At 54.0% G+C, this 17,265-nt stretch carries 13 protein-coding genes; 4 read left to right on the top strand and 9 right to left on the bottom strand.

Translation table 11 applies throughout. From position 1 onward, the window contains the following. Window positions 1-36 precede the first annotated feature (36 nt). The 3 genes from JTI98_RS02540 to gltB form a co-directional block, all read right to left on the bottom strand. The gene (locus JTI98_RS02540; RefSeq protein ID WP_193762928.1) at window positions 37-1,134 is read right to left on the bottom strand and encodes a YhcG family protein; all 1,098 of its coding nucleotides are present in this window, start codon (window positions 1,132-1,134) and stop codon (window positions 37-39) included. A gap of 213 nt (window positions 1,135-1,347) precedes the next feature. After that, window positions 1,348-2,766: a glutamate synthase subunit GltD gene (gene gltD / locus JTI98_RS02535; RefSeq protein ID WP_042998313.1), complete on the bottom strand. Its 1,419-nt coding sequence runs from the start codon at window positions 2,764-2,766 to the stop codon at window positions 1,348-1,350. A 12-nt stretch (window positions 2,767-2,778) separates the two neighbouring features. Continuing rightward, complete coding sequence (gltB, locus tag JTI98_RS02530) at window positions 2,779-7,239, bottom strand: glutamate synthase large subunit (protein WP_216081892.1); 4,461 nt, start codon at window positions 7,237-7,239, stop codon at window positions 2,779-2,781. A 686-nt stretch (window positions 7,240-7,925) separates the two neighbouring features. On the opposite strand from gltB, the gene JTI98_RS02525 reads away from it, so the two are divergent. The 4 genes from JTI98_RS02525 (at window position 7,926) to mtgA (ending at window position 12,883) form a co-directional block, all read left to right on the top strand. After that, on the top strand, window positions 7,926-8,855 hold the full coding sequence (locus JTI98_RS02525) for a TIGR01212 family radical SAM protein (RefSeq protein WP_081048487.1): 930 nt from the start codon (window positions 7,926-7,928) through the stop codon (window positions 8,853-8,855). A gap of 93 nt (window positions 8,856-8,948) precedes the next feature. Then, window positions 8,949-11,285, top strand: a complete 2,337-nt coding sequence (gene arcB, locus JTI98_RS02520; protein WP_042998311.1) for an aerobic respiration two-component sensor histidine kinase ArcB — start codon at window positions 8,949-8,951, stop codon at window positions 11,283-11,285. 228 nt (window positions 11,286-11,513) lie between these two features. Then, window positions 11,514-12,167 carry an isoprenoid biosynthesis glyoxalase ElbB gene (elbB, locus tag JTI98_RS02515; RefSeq protein WP_042998310.1) on the top strand — a complete coding sequence of 218 codons (654 nt, stop codon included), beginning with the start codon at window positions 11,514-11,516 and terminating at the stop codon, window positions 12,165-12,167. After that, window positions 12,164-12,883, top strand: a complete 720-nt coding sequence (mtgA, locus tag JTI98_RS02510; protein ID WP_044328817.1) for a monofunctional biosynthetic peptidoglycan transglycosylase — start codon at window positions 12,164-12,166, stop codon at window positions 12,881-12,883. The genes elbB and mtgA overlap by 4 nt, the downstream gene beginning before the upstream one ends. Before the next feature lie 7 nt (window positions 12,884-12,890). Here mtgA and yrbL read toward each other — a convergent pair whose 3' ends face one another. The 6 genes from yrbL to rpoN form a co-directional block, all read right to left on the bottom strand. Further along, a complete protein-coding gene (gene yrbL / locus JTI98_RS02505; protein ID WP_216081891.1) occupies window positions 12,891-13,523 on the bottom strand; it encodes a PhoP regulatory network protein YrbL in 633 nt (210 codons plus the stop codon). 199 nt (window positions 13,524-13,722) lie between these two features. Next, window positions 13,723-13,995 carry a PTS phosphocarrier protein NPr gene (gene npr, locus JTI98_RS02500; protein ID WP_042998307.1) on the bottom strand — a complete coding sequence of 91 codons (273 nt, stop codon included), beginning with the start codon at window positions 13,993-13,995 and terminating at the stop codon, window positions 13,723-13,725. Then, window positions 13,992-14,846 (bottom strand): RNase adapter RapZ, encoded by an 855-nt coding sequence (gene rapZ, locus JTI98_RS02495; protein ID WP_012908509.1) that lies wholly within the window; start codon window positions 14,844-14,846, stop codon window positions 13,992-13,994. The genes npr and rapZ overlap by 4 nt, the downstream gene beginning before the upstream one ends. Window positions 14,847-14,879: 33 nt before the next feature. Continuing rightward, a complete protein-coding gene (gene ptsN / locus JTI98_RS02490) occupies window positions 14,880-15,371 on the bottom strand; it encodes a PTS IIA-like nitrogen regulatory protein PtsN (RefSeq protein ID WP_042325036.1) in 492 nt (163 codons plus the stop codon). 115 nt (window positions 15,372-15,486) lie between these two features. Next, a complete protein-coding gene (gene hpf, locus JTI98_RS02485) occupies window positions 15,487-15,774 on the bottom strand; it encodes a ribosome hibernation promoting factor (protein WP_003025078.1) in 288 nt (95 codons plus the stop codon). 22 nt (window positions 15,775-15,796) lie between these two features. Next, on the bottom strand, window positions 15,797-17,230 hold the full coding sequence (rpoN, locus tag JTI98_RS02480) for an RNA polymerase factor sigma-54 (protein ID WP_046401907.1): 1,434 nt from the start codon (window positions 17,228-17,230) through the stop codon (window positions 15,797-15,799). Window positions 17,231-17,265: the final 35 nt, after the last annotated feature.

Below are 17,265 nucleotides of genomic sequence, written 5' to 3'. Positions count from 1 at the left end.
CATCCGGTCTTACGCTTTACACATCCATCCCGTTCATTATTTTGTCAATGATGTTTCTGGGGATACCGCTTGCTGCGCTGTCAGCGCCAATTGCGAACGAATGAGTTCATCTGCCAGTAATTTTTCGTCAGGCAATTGCACTTTATATTCACTTGCCATCACGGTATTCGGTAAACCGTTCAGCGCGTAGTGCGCTTCTCCAGCCCCTTTTCCCGCACACAGGATTAACCCTACTGGCGGATTTTCCCCCGGCATTGTCCAGTGCTCTTTGGCGTAGTTAAGGTACATGTTCATTTGTCCTGCATCGGCATAGCTGAATTTGCCCACTTTCAGGTCAACAACTAACAGACAACGCAAGCGGCGATGGAAGAAAAGCAGGTCGACGCGAAACCAGCTATCGTCAATGCGTAACCGGCGCTGTCGGCTGACAAACGTAAAATCGTCCCCGAGTTCAAGCATAAACTCCATCAGATGGTTAATCAGTGCTTCTTCCAGATCGGATTCAGAATACTCATCTTTCAGATCGAGGAATTCGAGAATAAAGGGATCGCGTATTGCGTATTCTGGTAAGACTTCGGGCACGGTGGGCGCAGCCTGTTGCAGCAACGCGGGTTTATCATGAGACAGCAGCGTACGTTCGTAAAACTGAGACGCGATTTGCCGATCGAGTTGTCGTACTGACCAACCGTTGCGTAATGTTTCTTTCTCGTAAAAGGTGCGGGCATCGGGGTTTTTAACTGACAGGAGACGGACATAGGCTGACCAGGGCAGCGGGAATATCCTGGCGAGTTGTTTGAGATTTAAAGATTCGCCAGACAGTGTCTGGTGAATTTCAATATGCTGAAAATAAAGGTAAAAAGCTCTAATTTGCCGCAGGTTGCTGGTTGAGAAACCACGCTTATAGCGCCGGGTTAAATCTATGGACAGTTGCTCAATCAGTTGAGCACCATAAGCTGCCCGCGCTTCACCGTCCTGCTCAAACTGGACAATACGTCGACCTATTTCCCAGTACGTCGCCGTCATGATCGCGTTGATATTGCGGACGGTCTCTGTCCTGGCAGTATCCAGCAGATGGATTATGCCGTTGTGGATTTGCTGATAATCGCCGGCGGGCTGTGCCGATGTTGTTGCCATCATATTATCCCTGACATGATAGTTACGGATTGAAAATATCTCGCTATCAGTACATTTAAAGGGATATACGGTCAATTCTACTCAGCCCATTACATTCATTTACGGCGAAATTTGCGAGCCGCTTTCGAAGAATGAAGGTGGGATATAGCGAAAAGAAAGGGTGACTCCCCATCCCTGAGCGAGAACTCAGAGCAGGGGAGTCAGAAAGGTTTACTACACTTCCAGCCAGTTCATGATCCCGTCAGCCGCTTTGCGGCCTTCGGCAATGGCGGTCACCACCAGATCCGAACCACGCACAATGTCACCGCCAGCGAAGATTTTCGGATTGCTGGTCTGGAAGGCGTTATCGCTGCCTTCCGGCGCGATAATACGGCCCTGAGAATCCAGTTCGACGCTGTGTTTTGCCAGCCACTCCATGTTATGGGGGCGGAAGCCAAACGCCATCACAACGGCATCCGCCGGAACCACATGTTCGGAACCGGGAACGATTTCCGCGCGACGGCGGCCTTTCGCATCCGGCGCACCCATTTCGGTACGTGCCATTTTCACGCCGCTGACTTTACCATTCGCATTGATTTCAATACCCAGCGGCTGCACGTTGAACTGGAACTCCACACCTTCTTCACGCGCGTTTTTCACTTCGCGTCGGGAACCCGGCATGTTTTCTTCGTCACGGCGATAGGCACAAGTGACATGCGTTGCGCCCTGACGAACGGAGGTCCGCACGCAGTCCATGGCGGTATCGCCACCGCCCAGCACCACCACGCGTTTACCTTCCATATTGACGTACGGTTCGTCGGTGGTTTCACCAAAGCCCATGATCTGCTTCGTATTGGCGATCAGGAACGGCAGGGCGTCAAATACGCCATCGGCGTCTTCGTTTTCCAGCCCGCCGCGCATGGACTGATAGGTGCCGACGCCGAGGAATACCGCATCGTACTCTTGCAACAGGTCGTCGAGCTGTACGTCACGTCCCACTTCCACATTCAGTTTGAACTCGATTCCCATGCCAGTGAAAATTTCACGGCGGCGAGTCATCACCTCTTTTTCCAGCTTGAAGGCCGGAATGCCAAAGGTCAGCAGGCCGCCAATCTCTGGATGACGGTCAAACACCACGGCCTTCACACCATTGCGGGTCAACACGTCGGCACAAGCCAGCCCGGCTGGACCGGCACCGATGATCGCAACCCGCTTGTCAGTCTGGCGAACGCCGGTCATATCCGGACGCCAGCCCATTTCGAACGCTTTATCATTGATATAACGCTCGATGTTGCCGATGGTGACGGCACCGAACTCGTCGTTCAGCGTGCAAGAACCTTCACACAAACGGTCCTGCGGGCACACGCGACCGCACACTTCCGGCAGCGTGTTGGTCTGGTGAGACAGTTCCGCAGCTTCAAAAATGCGTCCTTCATTGGCGAGCTTCAGCCAGTTCGGAATGTAGTTATGAACCGGGCATTTCCACTCACAGTACGGGTTACCGCAGGAAAGACAACGATCCGCCTGTGCTTTTGCCTGACCTTCTGAAAACGGTTCGTAGATTTCGATAAACTCGATTTTGCGGATCTTCAGCGGCTTCTTCGGCGGATCAACGCGCTGCAGGTCGATAAATTGGTATACGTTCTGACTCATTGCTGCTACCCCTTACTGCGCCTGCACACGCAGCTCTGCTGCGCTACGACTACGGTGACCCAACAGTGCTTTCACATCACTGGACTTCGGTTTAACCAGCGCGAATTTGTTAGCGAAAGCTGACCAGTTAGCCAGAATCTCTTCCCCGCGCTGTGAACCGGTATGCTGCACGTGTTCGGTGATCAGGCCACGCAGATGCTCTTCGTGGATAGCCAGTTCGTCAACGCCCAGCACTTCGACCAGTTCCGGGTTTACACGTTTACGGAACTCACCATCTTCATCCAGCACGTAGGCGAACCCGCCCGTCATACCCGCGCCAAAGTTCACTCCGGTTTTGCCGAGGATACAGACGATTCCGCCGGTCATGTATTCGCACCCGTTGTCGCCAATCCCTTCCACCACGGTGATCGCACCGGAGTTACGCACCCCGAAACGCTCACCCGCACGCCCTGCGGCATACAGACGACCCCCGGTCGCGCCATACAGGCAGGTGTTGCCAATGATGCTCGCTTCATGACTGCGGAAAGCGGAACCGACCGGAGGACGCACCGCCAGCAGACCACCCGCCATGCCTTTGCCGACATAGTCGTTAGCATCGCCGGTCAGGTACAGCTCCACGCCGCCCGCGTTCCAGACGCCGAAGCTCTGGCCTGCGGTACCGCTGAAGTGCGCTTTTATTGGGTCAGAGGCTAACCCCTGATCACCATGGGTCTGAGCAATATATCCCGAGAGCGACGCGCCAACAGAACGATCGGTATTACGAATATCGAACCAGAAGGTTTTGCTCTGGCGCTCATCAACATACGGTTTCGCCTGTTGCAGCAACTGTGCGTTCAGTACACCGTTATCAAACGGCGGGTTGTTCTCGGTGCAGTACAACGCTTTGCCGGGATGCGGCTCCGCGGTTTCCAGCAGTCGGGACAGCGCCAGTTTCTGCTGTTTGGCGGTAAACCCGTCCAGTTCTTTCAGCAGGTCGGTACGGCCAATCAGATCCACCAGACGCGTCACGCCAAGCTGCGCCATCAGTTCGCGCGTTTCGCGAGCGATAAACTCAAAGTAGTTGGTTACTTTGAACGGCAGACCGTGATAATGGTTCTTGCGCAGTTTGTCGTCCTGGGTTGCCACACCGGTTGCACAGTTGTTGAGATGGCAAATACGCAGGTATTTACAGCCCAGCGCCACCATCGGGCCGGTACCGAAGCCGAAGCTTTCTGCACCGAGGATCGCCGCTTTGATGATATCCACGCCGGTTTTCAGACCGCCATCGACCTGCAAACGGATCTTATGACGCAGGCCGTTGGCGACCAGCGCCTGCTGGGTTTCCACCAGGCCCAGTTCCCACGGACAGCCTGCGTATTTTACCGAAGAGAGCGGGCTCGCGCCGGTACCGCCGTCGTAGCCGGCGATGGTGATCAGGTCAGCGTAGGCTTTCGCCACGCCGGTCGCGATGGTACCGACGCCCGGTTCGGACACCAGCTTCACGGAGATCATCGCCTTCGGGTTCACCTGCTTCAGATCGAAAATCAGCTGCGCTAAATCCTCGATAGAGTAGATATCGTGGTGCGGTGGCGGGGAGATCAGCGTCACGCCCGGTACCGAGTAGCGCAGTTTGGCGATGTACGGGGTCACTTTATCACCCGGTAGCTGACCACCTTCTCCCGGTTTCGCACCCTGGGCGACTTTAATCTGAATCACGTCGGCGTTAACCAGGTACGCCGGGGTGACACCGAAGCGACCAGAGGCCACCTGCTTAATGCGTGACACTTTATTGGTGCCGTAGCGCGCCGGGTCTTCGCCGCCTTCGCCGGAGTTGGAATTACCGCCGATGCTGTTCATCGCTTCGGCCAGTGCTTCATGTGCCTCCGGGCTTAGTGCGCCGATCGACATTGCAGCGGTATCAAAACGTTTGAATAGTTCGCTCGCCGGTTCGACTTCCTCGATGCTGACCGCGTTGTCGCCAGGATTAATTGCCAGCAGATCGCGCAGTGTCGTCGCGGGACGCTCGTTGACCAGTTTTGCGTATTCCTGATAGTCGCTGTATTCCCCGCTCTGAACCGCCTGTTGCAGGGTTCGTACCACGTCCGGGTTGTAGGCGTGGTATTCGCCGCCATGCACATACTTCAGCAGGCCGCCCTGTGAAATAGGTTTACGTGCCAGCCAGGCGCGTTTGGACAGGTTCAGCAGATCCTGCTGGAAGTCTGCAAAGCCCGCGCCGCCGATGCGACTGACCACGCCCTGGAAGCAGAGATTCACGACATCATCATGCAGGCCCACCGCTTCAAACAGTTTGGAGCAGCGGTAGGAGGCGATGGTCGAGATGCCCATTTTGGACATGATTTTGTACAGCCCTTTATTGATGCCGTTACGGTAGTTCAGCATCACGGTACGGTAGTTTTTGGCGATCGCCTGAGTGTCGATCAGACGGCCCAGCGTCTCATACGCGAGGTACGGGTAAATGGCCGTCGCGCCAAAGCCCAGCAGCACGGCGAAGTGATGCGGATCGCGAGCGCTTGCGGTTTCGACAATGATGTTGGCGTCGCAGCGCAGGTTCTGATCAACCAGGCGCGTTTGTACTGCGCCGACGGCCATCGGTGCCGGTACCGGCAGGCGGTTTTTGCCGATATTACGGTCTGTCAGTACCAACAGAACGGTGCCGCTGCGGACCATTTGCTCGGCGGTATCGCATAGCGCTTTGACTGTCTCTTCCAGCGTGGTTTGCGTTGCATCGAAGGTGATATCGAGCCGGTCGGCGCGATAATGCTCTTCTTTCATCGTAGTGAGCTGCTGGAAATCCGAGTACAGCAGAATTGGTGATTTAAAGCTCAGACGGTGCGCCTGGCCTTCCGCTTCGCAGAAGACGTTCATCTCGCGACCGATGCTGGTCGCCAGCGACATGACATGCGCTTCACGCAGCGGATCGATAGGTGGGTTCGTCACCTGGGCAAACTGCTGGCGGAAGTAGTCGTAAATGATGCGCGGCTGGCTGGAAAGCACGGCAAACGGGGTATCGTCACCCATTGAACCGACCGCTTCCTGACCGTTTTCGCCGAGCACGCGGAGAACGGAATCCAGTTCTTCGGCGCTGTAATTAAACTGTTTCTGGTAGCTGGCGAGCGTATCGTCGTCCAGTTCACGCTGGCCCACCTGATCGTCTGCCAGATCTTCAAACGGCACCAGGCGGCGGACGTTTTTCTCCATCCACTCTTTATACGGATGGCGGCTTTTCAGGTCGTCGTCCGTTTCGGCGGAGTGCAGAATGCAACCGCTGCGGGTGTCGATAACCATCAGTTCGCCGGGGCCGACACGGCCCTTTTCGACCACTTCGTCAGGCTGGTAGTCCCAGATCCCGACTTCAGATGCGCAGGTGATCAGCTTGTCTTTGGTGATGACATAGCGCGCCGGACGCAGACCGTTACGGTCGAGGTTACAGGCGGCGAAACGCCCGTCGGACATGACGATACCGGCCGGGCCGTCCCATGGCTCCATATGCATGGAGTTAAAGTCAAAGAAGGCGCGCAGATCCGGATCCATATCCGGGTTGTTCTGCCAGGCTGGCGGCACCAGCAGACGCATGGCGCGGATGATGTCCATCCCGCCCGCCAGCAGCAGTTCCAGCATATTATCCATGGAACTGGAGTCGGAGCCGGTTTCGTTAACGAACGGCGCGGCGTCGTGCAGATCCGGTATCAGCGGGGTCTGGAATTTATAGGTACGGGCGCGAGCCCACTGGCGGTTACCGGTAATAGTGTTGATTTCGCCGTTGTGCGCCAGATAGCGGAACGGCTGCGCCAGCGGCCAGCGCGGCACGGTGTTGGTGGAAAAACGCTGGTGGAACAGGCAAATGGCCGATTCCAGACGCAAGTCCGCCAGGTCCAGGTAGAAGCGCGGCAGATCCGCCGGCATACACAGACCTTTATAGATGTTGACCAGGTTTGACAGGCTACAGACGTAGAAGTCTTTGTCTTCCTGTAGTCGTTTTTCAATACGGCGACGGGCGATGAACAGACGACGTTCCATATCGCGCGGACGCCAGCCCGCAGGGGCATTCACGAAAATTTGTTCAATACGCGGCAGGGAGGAGAGGGCGATTTCACCCAGTACACCTTCGTTGGTTGGTACATCACGCCAGCCAACAATCGACAGAGTTTCCTGCTGAAGCTCTTCTTCGACAATACGGCGAGAGGCGGCGGCCAGTTCAGGGTCTTTGTTCAGGAAGATCATGCCAACCGCGTAGTTTTTGGCTAAACGCCAGCCGTGCTCTTGCGCAACGATGCGGAAAAAGCGGTCAGGTTTTTGCAGCAGCAGACCACAACCATCGCCGGTTTTACCATCAGCGAGGATTGCGCCACGGTGCTGCATTCGGGCCAGTGCGTGTATGGCGGTACGCACTACCTTGTGGCTAGGTTCGCCTTCTATGTGGGCGATCAGGCCGAAACCACAGTTATCCTTCTCAAGGGATTTATCGTACAACATATCAGTGAACCTCCCCAGGCTCTGCGAGACCCCCTTCCGATACCGTTTGCGCACGGGCACACCAAGAGCATGGCGACGGGGTTTGCGTGTCATACGCGTACCTCGCATTCGCCCTCTTTATCCATTTCGCTTAGGTCAAACAAGTTTGAGGACTTGCTGTCAGAGGGAATCTCAATTACTGCATAAATATGATGAGCACACCGCTCATCCAGAAAGCTTCCAGCGGATTTCCACGTTATCGGGAATCCACACACAGGTCAAATGGCAATCTTATTTCTCTAATAATGTGCTATAGAACATTTATCTTCATGAAAATACTGAAAATAATATCATTTTGACATTGAATTAACGTACTGGAAACGAGGCGAGGAGTGTGATCTGTCTCACTGTCATAACCGCTTGTTAGCTCATGTCTCCGCTTTATTCGTCGTCAGATGTAGTGTTTTGTGCTGGTTTGTTGCGATATGACATCTCATGATACTGTTTTTGCGCAATCGACGTCAGAAGATAAAAAAAATGACCGGAGATAAGGAAAAGTAATTGGCTGGGTTGTGAATGAAATATCGTTTATTTTGAATGGATATGCAATTGATAAAAGCCTGCCGGGGCGATTGATCCAGGTCATCGCCGACAAGGGCTAAAAATGGCAGGCTTTGGCCTCTTTTCAAGGCGCGGTCTATCAGATTATGCAGTTACAGAAATTAGTCAATATGTTTGGTGGGGATCTTTCTCGGCGTTATGGGCAAAAGGTTCATAAACTGACGCTCCACGGCGGATTTAGCTGCCCAAATCGCGATGGCACCATCGGACGCGGCGGCTGCACTTTCTGTAATGTTGCCTCTTTTGCGGATGAAGCGCAGCAGCATCATTCGATCGCCGAACAACTCGCGCACCAGGCGCATCTGGTTAATCGTGCGAAACGCTATCTGGCCTATTTCCAGGCCTATACCAGTACCTTTGCTGAAGTGCAGGTGTTGCGCTCGATGTATCAGCAGGCGGTCAGTCAGGCCAGTATTGTCGGGCTGTGCGTGGGAACGCGTCCCGACTGCGTACCGGAGGCGGTTCTCGATCTGCTCTGTGAGTATAAAGACCAGGGCTATGAAGTGTGGCTGGAGCTGGGGCTGCAGACCGCGCATGACAAAACGCTGCACCGTATTAATCGTGGTCACGATTTTGCCTGTTATCAGCGCACGACCCGCCTTGCCCGTGAGCGCGGCCTGAAAGTTTGTTCGCACCTTATTGTCGGCCTGCCGGGAGAACGGCAAGCGGAATGCCTGCAAACGCTTGAGCGGGTGGTGGAGACGGGAGTGGATGGCATCAAACTGCATCCGCTGCACATCGTGAAGGGCAGCATTATGGCCAGAGCGTGGGAAGCAGGGCGTCTGAACGGGATTGAACTGGATGACTACACGCGAACCGCAGGCGAGATGATCCGTCATACCCCGCCGGAGGTGATTTATCATCGTATTTCCGCCAGCGCGCGCCGTCCCACGCTGCTGGCACCGTTGTGGTGCGAAAACCGCTGGACTGGGATGGTCGAGCTGGATCGTTATCTGAATACGCACGGCGTGCAGGGTTCTGCGATCGGACGGGCATGGGTTCCGCCTGACGCCTGAACTATGACGGGCATTCGCATTTCTTGCACATTCTTCAACGTCTTGCCCAGAATTGAGTATTATTGTGCCAGGTTGTCGTAAAGGAAATCCCTGATGAAGCAAATTCGTATGCTGGCGCAGTACTATGTGGACCTGATGATGAAATTGGGTCTGGTGCGCTTTTCGCTGTTGTTGGCGTTAGCGCTCGTTGTGCTGGCAATTGTGGTGCAGATGGCGGTCACCATGGTGCTACATGGTCGGGTCGAACAGATCGATGTCATCCGCTCCATTTTCTTTGGTTTGTTAATCACCCCCTGGGCGGTCTATTTTTTGTCGGTGGTGGTGGAGCAACTGGAAGAATCCCGTCAGCGGTTATCCCGACTGGTGCAAAAGCTGGAAGAGATGCGTGAGCGCGACCTCAAGCTCAACGTCCAACTGAAAGATAATATTTCGCAGCTGAATCAGGAGATTGCCGACCGCGAAAAGGCAGAGGCGGAACGCCAGTCCACGTTTGAGCAGCTCAAAGTTGAGATCAAAGAGCGCGAAGAGGCGCAGATCCAACTTGAACAGCAATCCTCTTTTTTACGTTCTTTTCTGGATGCCTCGCCGGATTTGGTTTTTTATCGCAACGAAGATAAAGAGTTTTCCGGCTGTAACCGGGCGATGGAGTTGCTCACCGGCAAAAGCGAAAAACAACTGGTTCATTTAAAGCCTGCTGATGTGTACTCGCCGGAAGCCGCCGAAAAAGTCATTGAGACCGACGAAAAAGTTTTCCGCCATAATGTGTCGCTGACCTATGAGCAATGGCTTGATTATCCCGACGGGCGCAAAGCCTGTTTTGAAATCCGCAAAGTGCCTTATTACGATCGCGTTGGTAAACGTCATGGCCTGATGGGTTTTGGTCGCGATATTACCGAGCGCAAGCGCTATCAGGATGCGCTTGAGCGCGCCAGCCGCGATAAAACCACCTTTATTTCCACCATTAGCCACGAGCTGCGCACACCGCTGAACGGAATTGTCGGTCTGAGTCGTATTCTGCTGGACACTGAGCTGACGGCTGAACAGGAAAAATACCTGAAAACGATCCATGTCTCCGCCGTGACGTTGGGGAACATCTTCAACGATATCATTGATATGGATAAGATGGAGCGGCGTAAGGTTCAACTGGATAACCAGCCAGTGGATTTCACCAGCTTCATGGCCGATCTGGAGAACCTCTCCGGCCTGCAGGCGCAGCAGAAAGGGCTGCGTTTTGTGCTCGACCCGACCTTGCCGCTGCCGCATAAAGTGGTGACTGACGGCACGCGTCTGCGGCAGATCCTGTGGAACCTGATCAGCAACGCGGTGAAATTTACCCAGCAGGGCCAGGTGACCGTGCGCGTACGTTACGATGCCGGCAGTACTCTGCACTTTGAAGTGGAAGATTCCGGCATCGGCATTCCGCAGGATGAGCAGGACAAAATTTTCGCCATGTATTATCAGGTGAAAGACAGTCACGGCGGAAAACCAGCGACCGGTACAGGCATCGGTCTGGCGGTCTCGCGTCGTCTGGCGAAAAACATGGGTGGAGATATCACCGTGGCAAGTCAGCCAGGTAAAGGCTCTATCTTTACTCTGACCGTCCATGCGCCAGCGGTGGCAGAAGAAGTTGAAGATGCGTTTGAGGATGACGATTTGCCGCTGCCGGCGTTAAATGTCCTGCTGGTAGAAGATATCGAACTGAACGTCATTGTGGCGCGCTCGGTGCTGGAAAAACTCGGCAATAGCGTGGATGTCGCGATGACCGGGAAAGCGGCGCTGGAGATGTTCACGCCGGGCGAATACGACCTGGTGTTGCTGGATATTCAGTTGCCGGATATGACGGGCCTCGATATTTCACGCGAACTGACCCAGCGTTATGCGCGTGAAGATCTGCCGCCGCTGGTGGCGCTGACGGCAAACGTCCTGAAAGATAAAAAAGAGTATCTGGATGCCGGTATGGATGACGTGCTGAGCAAGCCGCTGTCGGTACCGGCGTTAACCGCCATGATTAAGAAGTACTGGGATACCCAAGATGAGGAGGAGTGCACGGTGAAATCTGAAGAGAGCAGTAAATCGCAAGCGCTATTAGATATTCCGATGCTGGAACAGTACATAGAGCTGGTGGGGCCGAAACTAATTACCGATGGCCTGGCGGTGTTCGAGAAGATGATGCCAGGTTATTTAAGCGTTCTGGAATCCAATCTGACCGCGCGTGACAAAAAAGGCGTGGTTGAAGAAGGGCATAAAATTAAAGGGGCGGCGGGTTCTGTTGGCCTTCGTCATCTGCAACAGCTGGGGCAGCAGATCCAGTCACCCGATCTTCCGGCATGGGAAGATAACGTGGGGGAATGGATTGAAGAGATGAAGCAGGAGTGGCAACACGACGTTGCGGTATTAAAGGCCTGGGTGGCAAACGCTGGAAAAAAATGACCCCGGCTTGACCGGGGTGCGCGAATACTGCGCCAACACCAGGGAAATCATGGCTGCGCCGTAAGTTATAATTGTGATTTAAAAGGCGCAGCGCGTAAATTCGGGCCGCACGCAGTTAAGATAGCAAATCTTAAATGCTTTGTTACATGAATCAGTTAAATGTGTGAAGCGTAGCATTTTAATCACAATTATTAATGTGCTGCAGATAGTGGTGAAAAGGACATTTGAATGAAAAAAATTGGCGTAGTTCTCAGTGGATGCGGTGTGTATGACGGTGCTGAAATTCATGAAACCGTACTGACGTTGCTGTCCATTGCCCGCAGCGGCGCGCAGGCCGTCTGCTTTGCGCCCGACAAAGCGCAGGCCGATGTGATTAATCATCTGACGGGCGAACCGATGGCGGAAACCCGTAATGTACTGATTGAAGCGGCCCGTATTACACGCGGCAACATTCGTCCGCTTTCTCAGGCAGTCTCAGCCGATCTGGATGCGCTGATTGTTCCCGGTGGTTTTGGCGCGGCCAAAAATTTGAGCAACTTTGCCAGTCAGGGCAGTGAATGCCGGGTTGATCCGGATTTAGCCGGGCTCGCTCTGGCGATGCATCAGTCGGGCAAGCCGCTGGGTTTTATGTGCATCGCCCCGGCGATGCTGCCGAAAATCTTCGACTTTCCGCTACGTCTGACAATCGGGACCGATATTGATACAGCGGAAGTGCTGGAAGAGATGGGGGCGGAGCATGTGCCGTGCCCGGTCGATGATATCGTCGTTGATGAAGATAATAAAATCGTCACCACACCGGCCTACATGTTGGCGCAGGACATCGCTCAGGCGGCAATGGGGATCGAAAAACTGGTATCACGCGTGCTGGTCCTGGCGGAATGAAAAAAGGAGTTTTCGCCTTTCTGAGGCGAGTGATATTGCGCGTCGTGATTATCCTCGCCGTTTTCTGGGGCGGTGGCATTGCGCTGTTTAGCGTGGTGCCTGTGCCTTTTTCAGCGGTAATGGTTGAGCGGCAGATCGGTGCCTGGCTACAGGGTGACTTTGGCTATATTGCTCATTCCGACTGGGTGAGCATGGATGAAATCTCTCCGTGGATGGGGTTAGCGGTGATTGCCGCAGAAGACCAGACCTTCCCGGACCACTGGGGTTTTGACGTTGCTGCCATCGAAAAAGCGCTGTCACATAACGAACGTAATGAAAACCGCATTCGCGGCGCGTCAACATTGTCACAGCAAACGGTTAAAAACCTCTTTCTCTGGGATGGGCGGAGCTGGTTGCGGAAAGGGCTGGAAGCCGGACTTACCGTCGGTGTAGAGACGGTCTGGAGCAAGAAGCGGATCCTGACGGTTTACCTGAATATCGCGGAATTTGGTGATGGCGTATTTGGTGTCGAAGCCGCCGCACAGCGCTATTTTGGCAAACCGGCCAGCCGATTGACTCAGTCAGAAGCGGCGCTGCTTGCCGCTGTATTACCCAATCCTCTGCGCTTTAAGGCCGCAGCACCTTCAGGCTATGTGCGTAGCCGTCAGGCGTGGATACTGCGTCAAATGCGACAGTTGGGTGGGGAGTCGTTTATGACCCGCCACCACCTGCATTAAATCTGCATTACGCCTCGCGCGAAGAGAGTGACAGTCCGCTGCGTTCTTTCGGGTGGACGTCTTTTTCTAGCGCGACGGCCAGTACCGGTTGGGCGATAAAACGCTGCCACAGTCTTTCCTGCTTACGATGGCAGAACCATTTTGACCAGGTCGCCAGCGGGATCAACGTCCCTTCGCCAATATTATCGCAAACCACCGGCACCACTTCCGATTCGCTGATACGGTGACAAAGAATGTTCTGTGGTTTCAGCGTCATGGTGACGATATGGTTGTCACGCAGGTAGCGTTTTAGCGTCTTCAACAGCTGACGCAGCACGGCAAAGTCGTCTTCGTAACGACATTGTTTGGCAAATTCGGTGAGAGTGATGGACGGCTTGCCGTCGTAATCGGCAATCACATCGTAAACGTAACCCGTTCCGCAGTCGGTCTCGACCGTGCCGTAATAGCGTGGGATACCGCTCCAGTCTTTCAGGTAGCGAGAGAGGTGAGCATAGTACTTCAGTTCACGCTGTGTCTCTTTGTCGCCGCCCTGTCCACTGTTGTAAACGATCTTAATACAACGTTGGGCATCATCCGGATGCGCATAACACTTACGATGTCGTCCGGTGCCCAGGGGAGTCTCTGCTGATAAACGAATCATGAGTGATATCCTGGAAATATTTACTGACAATAATCCAGTATGAACACTCAGGTTAAATGAAACCTAAACGACTTGTCTTAAGGTTTTCTTAAGGTAATTCTTAAGTTAAAAAGCGCACGAATTGTACAGTTTAAGGGAGCAAAAACGAAAAAAACGCCTGGTGGCGTTTTCTGTGAAGGTATCCGCGGAACGAGAAAACTCAGTCTTCGTCGAATCCCGAATTGAAAAGAGCGATGACGGCCGCCAGCGCTTCAACCTCTTGCGGACCGGAGGCTTCAACTTCAATCTGTCGGCCTTTGGCGGAGTCCAGCATCAGTAATGCGATGACGCTGTTGGCTTCCGCTTCGGTGCCTTCATCATTTCGTAGCAGGACTTCCGCGTCAAATCCCTGCATTAATTCAAAGAGCTTCATTGCTGGCCGGGCATGCATGCCCAGCTTGTTCGTGATTTCAACAGTTTGCTTCACGGTCATGTTTTGCGTTTTTCCAGCGTACGATGGCGTGACTGTACGTTTTTACCGCGTGAGCGGAAGTAGTCTGCCAGCTGTTCTGCAATATACACCGAACGGTGTTTCCCGCCGGTACAACCGATAGCAACGGTCAGATAGCTACGGTTGTTGGTCTCCAGCATGGGTAACCATAGCTCAAGATAGCTGCGAGTCTGGTAGATAAAATTGTGTACTTCTGTGTGTCTGTCGAGGAAGGCGGCGACGGGCTTGTCGAGACCAGTCATTGGACGCAGTTTCGGATCCCAGTGCGGGTTTGGCAGAAAGCGGACGTCGAAAACGTAATCGGCATCGATGGGGATACCGTGCTTAAAGCCGAAGGACTCAAACACCATCGTCAGTTCACGCTCACGTTTACCCAACAGGCGGGTCCGCAGCATTTCAGCCAGTTCATGCACCGACATTTCTGAGGTGTCGACGATCAGGTCGGCGCGAGAACGCAGCGGTTCCAGCAGGTCACTTTCCTGATCAATGGCGCTTTCCAGCGACAGGTTCTTGCTGGAGAGAGGGTGCAGACGACGCGTATCGCTGTAGCGACGAATCAACGTGTTGCGATCGGCATCGAGGAACAGCAACTGCGGCGAGAACGCCTCGGGCAGGTTGTTCATCGCCTGCTCAAATATTTCCGGCGACTCTGGCATATTGCGTACGTCAATGCTGACGGCAGCCGAAATCTGGCGTTCGGCAAGCGTGCGAGCCAGATCGGGTAACAATACGACGGGAAGGTTATCCACGCAGTAAAAGCCCATATCTTCCAGCGCGCGCAGGGCGACAGATTTACCTGACCCTGAACGACCGCTGACGATCATCAGTACCATGTACTGTTTCTCCTCACCACGGAAAAAGGGGAGTTACGCTTCATCCTGACCGCCTTCGGTGTCAGTGATGATTTGATACAACTCTTCATCGCTCTGTGCGGCGCGCAGTCGACGGCAGATGGTTTTATCCGCCAGACGCTTAGCCACCAGCGATAGTGTATGCAGGTGCGTTTTGGTTTGATCCGCAGGCACCAGCAGGGCAAAAAGCAGATCAACAGGTTGATTATCAATCGCATCGAAGGCGATGGGCGTTTCCAGTTGCACAAACACGCCGACGGCGCGCAGGGTATCTTCTTCCAGCTTACCGTGCGGGATGGCGATCCCATTGCCGATGCCGGTACTGCCCATTTTTTCGCGCGTCAGGATCGCTTCAAAAACGACCTGCGGCGGTAGACTGAGCTGTTTTGCAGCCAGTTCACTGATGATTTCCAGCGCGCGTTTTTTGCTCTGGCAGTGAACGGCACTGCGCGTACATTCCTGGTTAAGTACACTACTCAGTTGTAGAGTCGTATCGTTATTTATCATAATTTCACCTAAGAATCCGTCCCACAACAGCGGAACGGATTCGGAGCGCTAACTGTACAAATGGCCTGTTGTTCTGCACAACAGGCCGTCCTGCACCCGCTAACTGCCCGGACAATTAGTGTTGTTTCAATTTATCTTTGTGTTTGGTGAGCTGTCTTGCCAGCTTGTCAATCAGGCCATCAATGGCCGCATACATATCCTGACCTTCCGCGCTGGCGTGAATTTCGCCACCGTTTACATGCAGTGTTGCATCCGAGATGTGGGTAACCTTTTCCACTTTCAACACAATATAGACCTGATTGATCCTGTCAAAATACTGTTCGAGTTTGGCGAACTTGGTATTCACAAAGTCACGCAGGGCTTCTGTGATCTCGACGTTGTTTCCAGTGATGTTGAGCTGCATAGTGTCTTCCTTATCGGTTGGGTCAAACCAGTTGTTTGCGCTGGTTTGACGGCGGAATGGATAAAGACTCTCGGTACTTCGCAACGGTGCGGCGCGCCACCATGATGCCTTGTTCCGACAGCATTGATGTTAGCTTGCTGTCGCTCAGAGGCTTCGCGGGGTTTTCCGCCGCAATCAACTTCTTCACCAGTGCGCGGATCGCCGTGGAGGACGCTTCGCCACCCCCCTCGGTATTCACATGGCTGGAGAAAAAATACTTCAGTTCAAAAATGCCGCGTGGACTGTGCAGATACTTCTGCGTCGTCACACGAGAAATGGTCGATTCGTGCATCTCAACGGCCTGGGCGATGTCAGCCAGCACCATCGGTTTCATAAATTCTTCGCCTTGCTCAAAGAAGGCTTGCTGCTGCTCAACGATGCAACGGCTGACACGCAGCAGGGTATCATTGCGGCTTTCCAGACTCTTAATCAACCACTTCGCATCCTGCAAATTACTGCGGATGTACTGGCTGTCGGCGTCATTACGCCCACCGTTGCACATGGCGGCGTAGTGCTGATTGATCTGCAAGCGGGGGATGCTGTCACCGTTGAGCTCAACCGTCCAGTGGCCGTTATGCTTGCGTACCAGCACATCCGGGATCACGTATTCCGGTTCGCCGGTCTGGATCGACTGACCCGGTCGGGGATCGAGTGACTGAATCAGATTGACCGCCTCTTTGAGCACCTCTTCTTTGAGACGTGTGACGCGCATCAGAGTGCGGAAGTCGTGGTTCGCCAGCAGATCGAGATGATCGCTGATGATCAACCGGGCTTCTTCAAGGAAGGGGGTCGATTTGTCGAATTGCGAGAGCTGGATCAGTAAGCAATCGCGCAGATCTTTTGCCGCCACGCCTACGGGATCAAACCGCTGAATACGTTTGAGTACGGCTTCGACTTCATCAAGGCCGACCTCTTCATTGCCCATGCTTTCGAGGATGTCGTCCAGCGAAACGGTGAGATAACCGGTATCGTCAACGGCATCTACAATCGACGTGGCGATTGCGCGGTCGGTATCGGAGAACGGGGTGAGTTCCACCTGCCACATCAGGTAATCCTGTAGGGTCTGCGTGGTTTCACCCTGGTAAACGGGGAGCTCATCGTCAATGTAGTCGCCGCTGGTGCCCGACGGCGTACCGGCGGTGTAGATTTCATCCCAGCTGGCGTCAAGCGGCAACTCTTCCGGCATCTCTTTTTGTTCGAGAGCGTCGGCGGTATCCAGCGTTTCGCTGTCCTGAGTTTCGCGGGTATCAACTTCGTCGTGAAGATCGGTTTGTTCCAGCAACGGATTGCTTTCCAGCGCTTGCTGGAGTTCCTGCTGCAGTTCCAGCGTGGACAACTGCAACAGACGAATCGCCTGTTGTAGCTGCGGCGTCATCGCCAGTTGTTGGCTCAGCCTGAGTTGCAAACCTTGCTTCATGTTCAGAGTCGTTTTCTCCCGCTATGACGTCGCAA

Origin of the sequence: Citrobacter sp. MGH 55, from assembly GCF_016906145.1 — a bacterium.
GTDB classification, from domain to species: Bacteria; Pseudomonadota; Gammaproteobacteria; order Enterobacterales; family Enterobacteriaceae; genus Citrobacter_A; species Citrobacter_A amalonaticus.
Note: the sequence above shows the minus strand (reverse complement) of the source record. Positions and strands in the feature narration are given on the sequence as shown.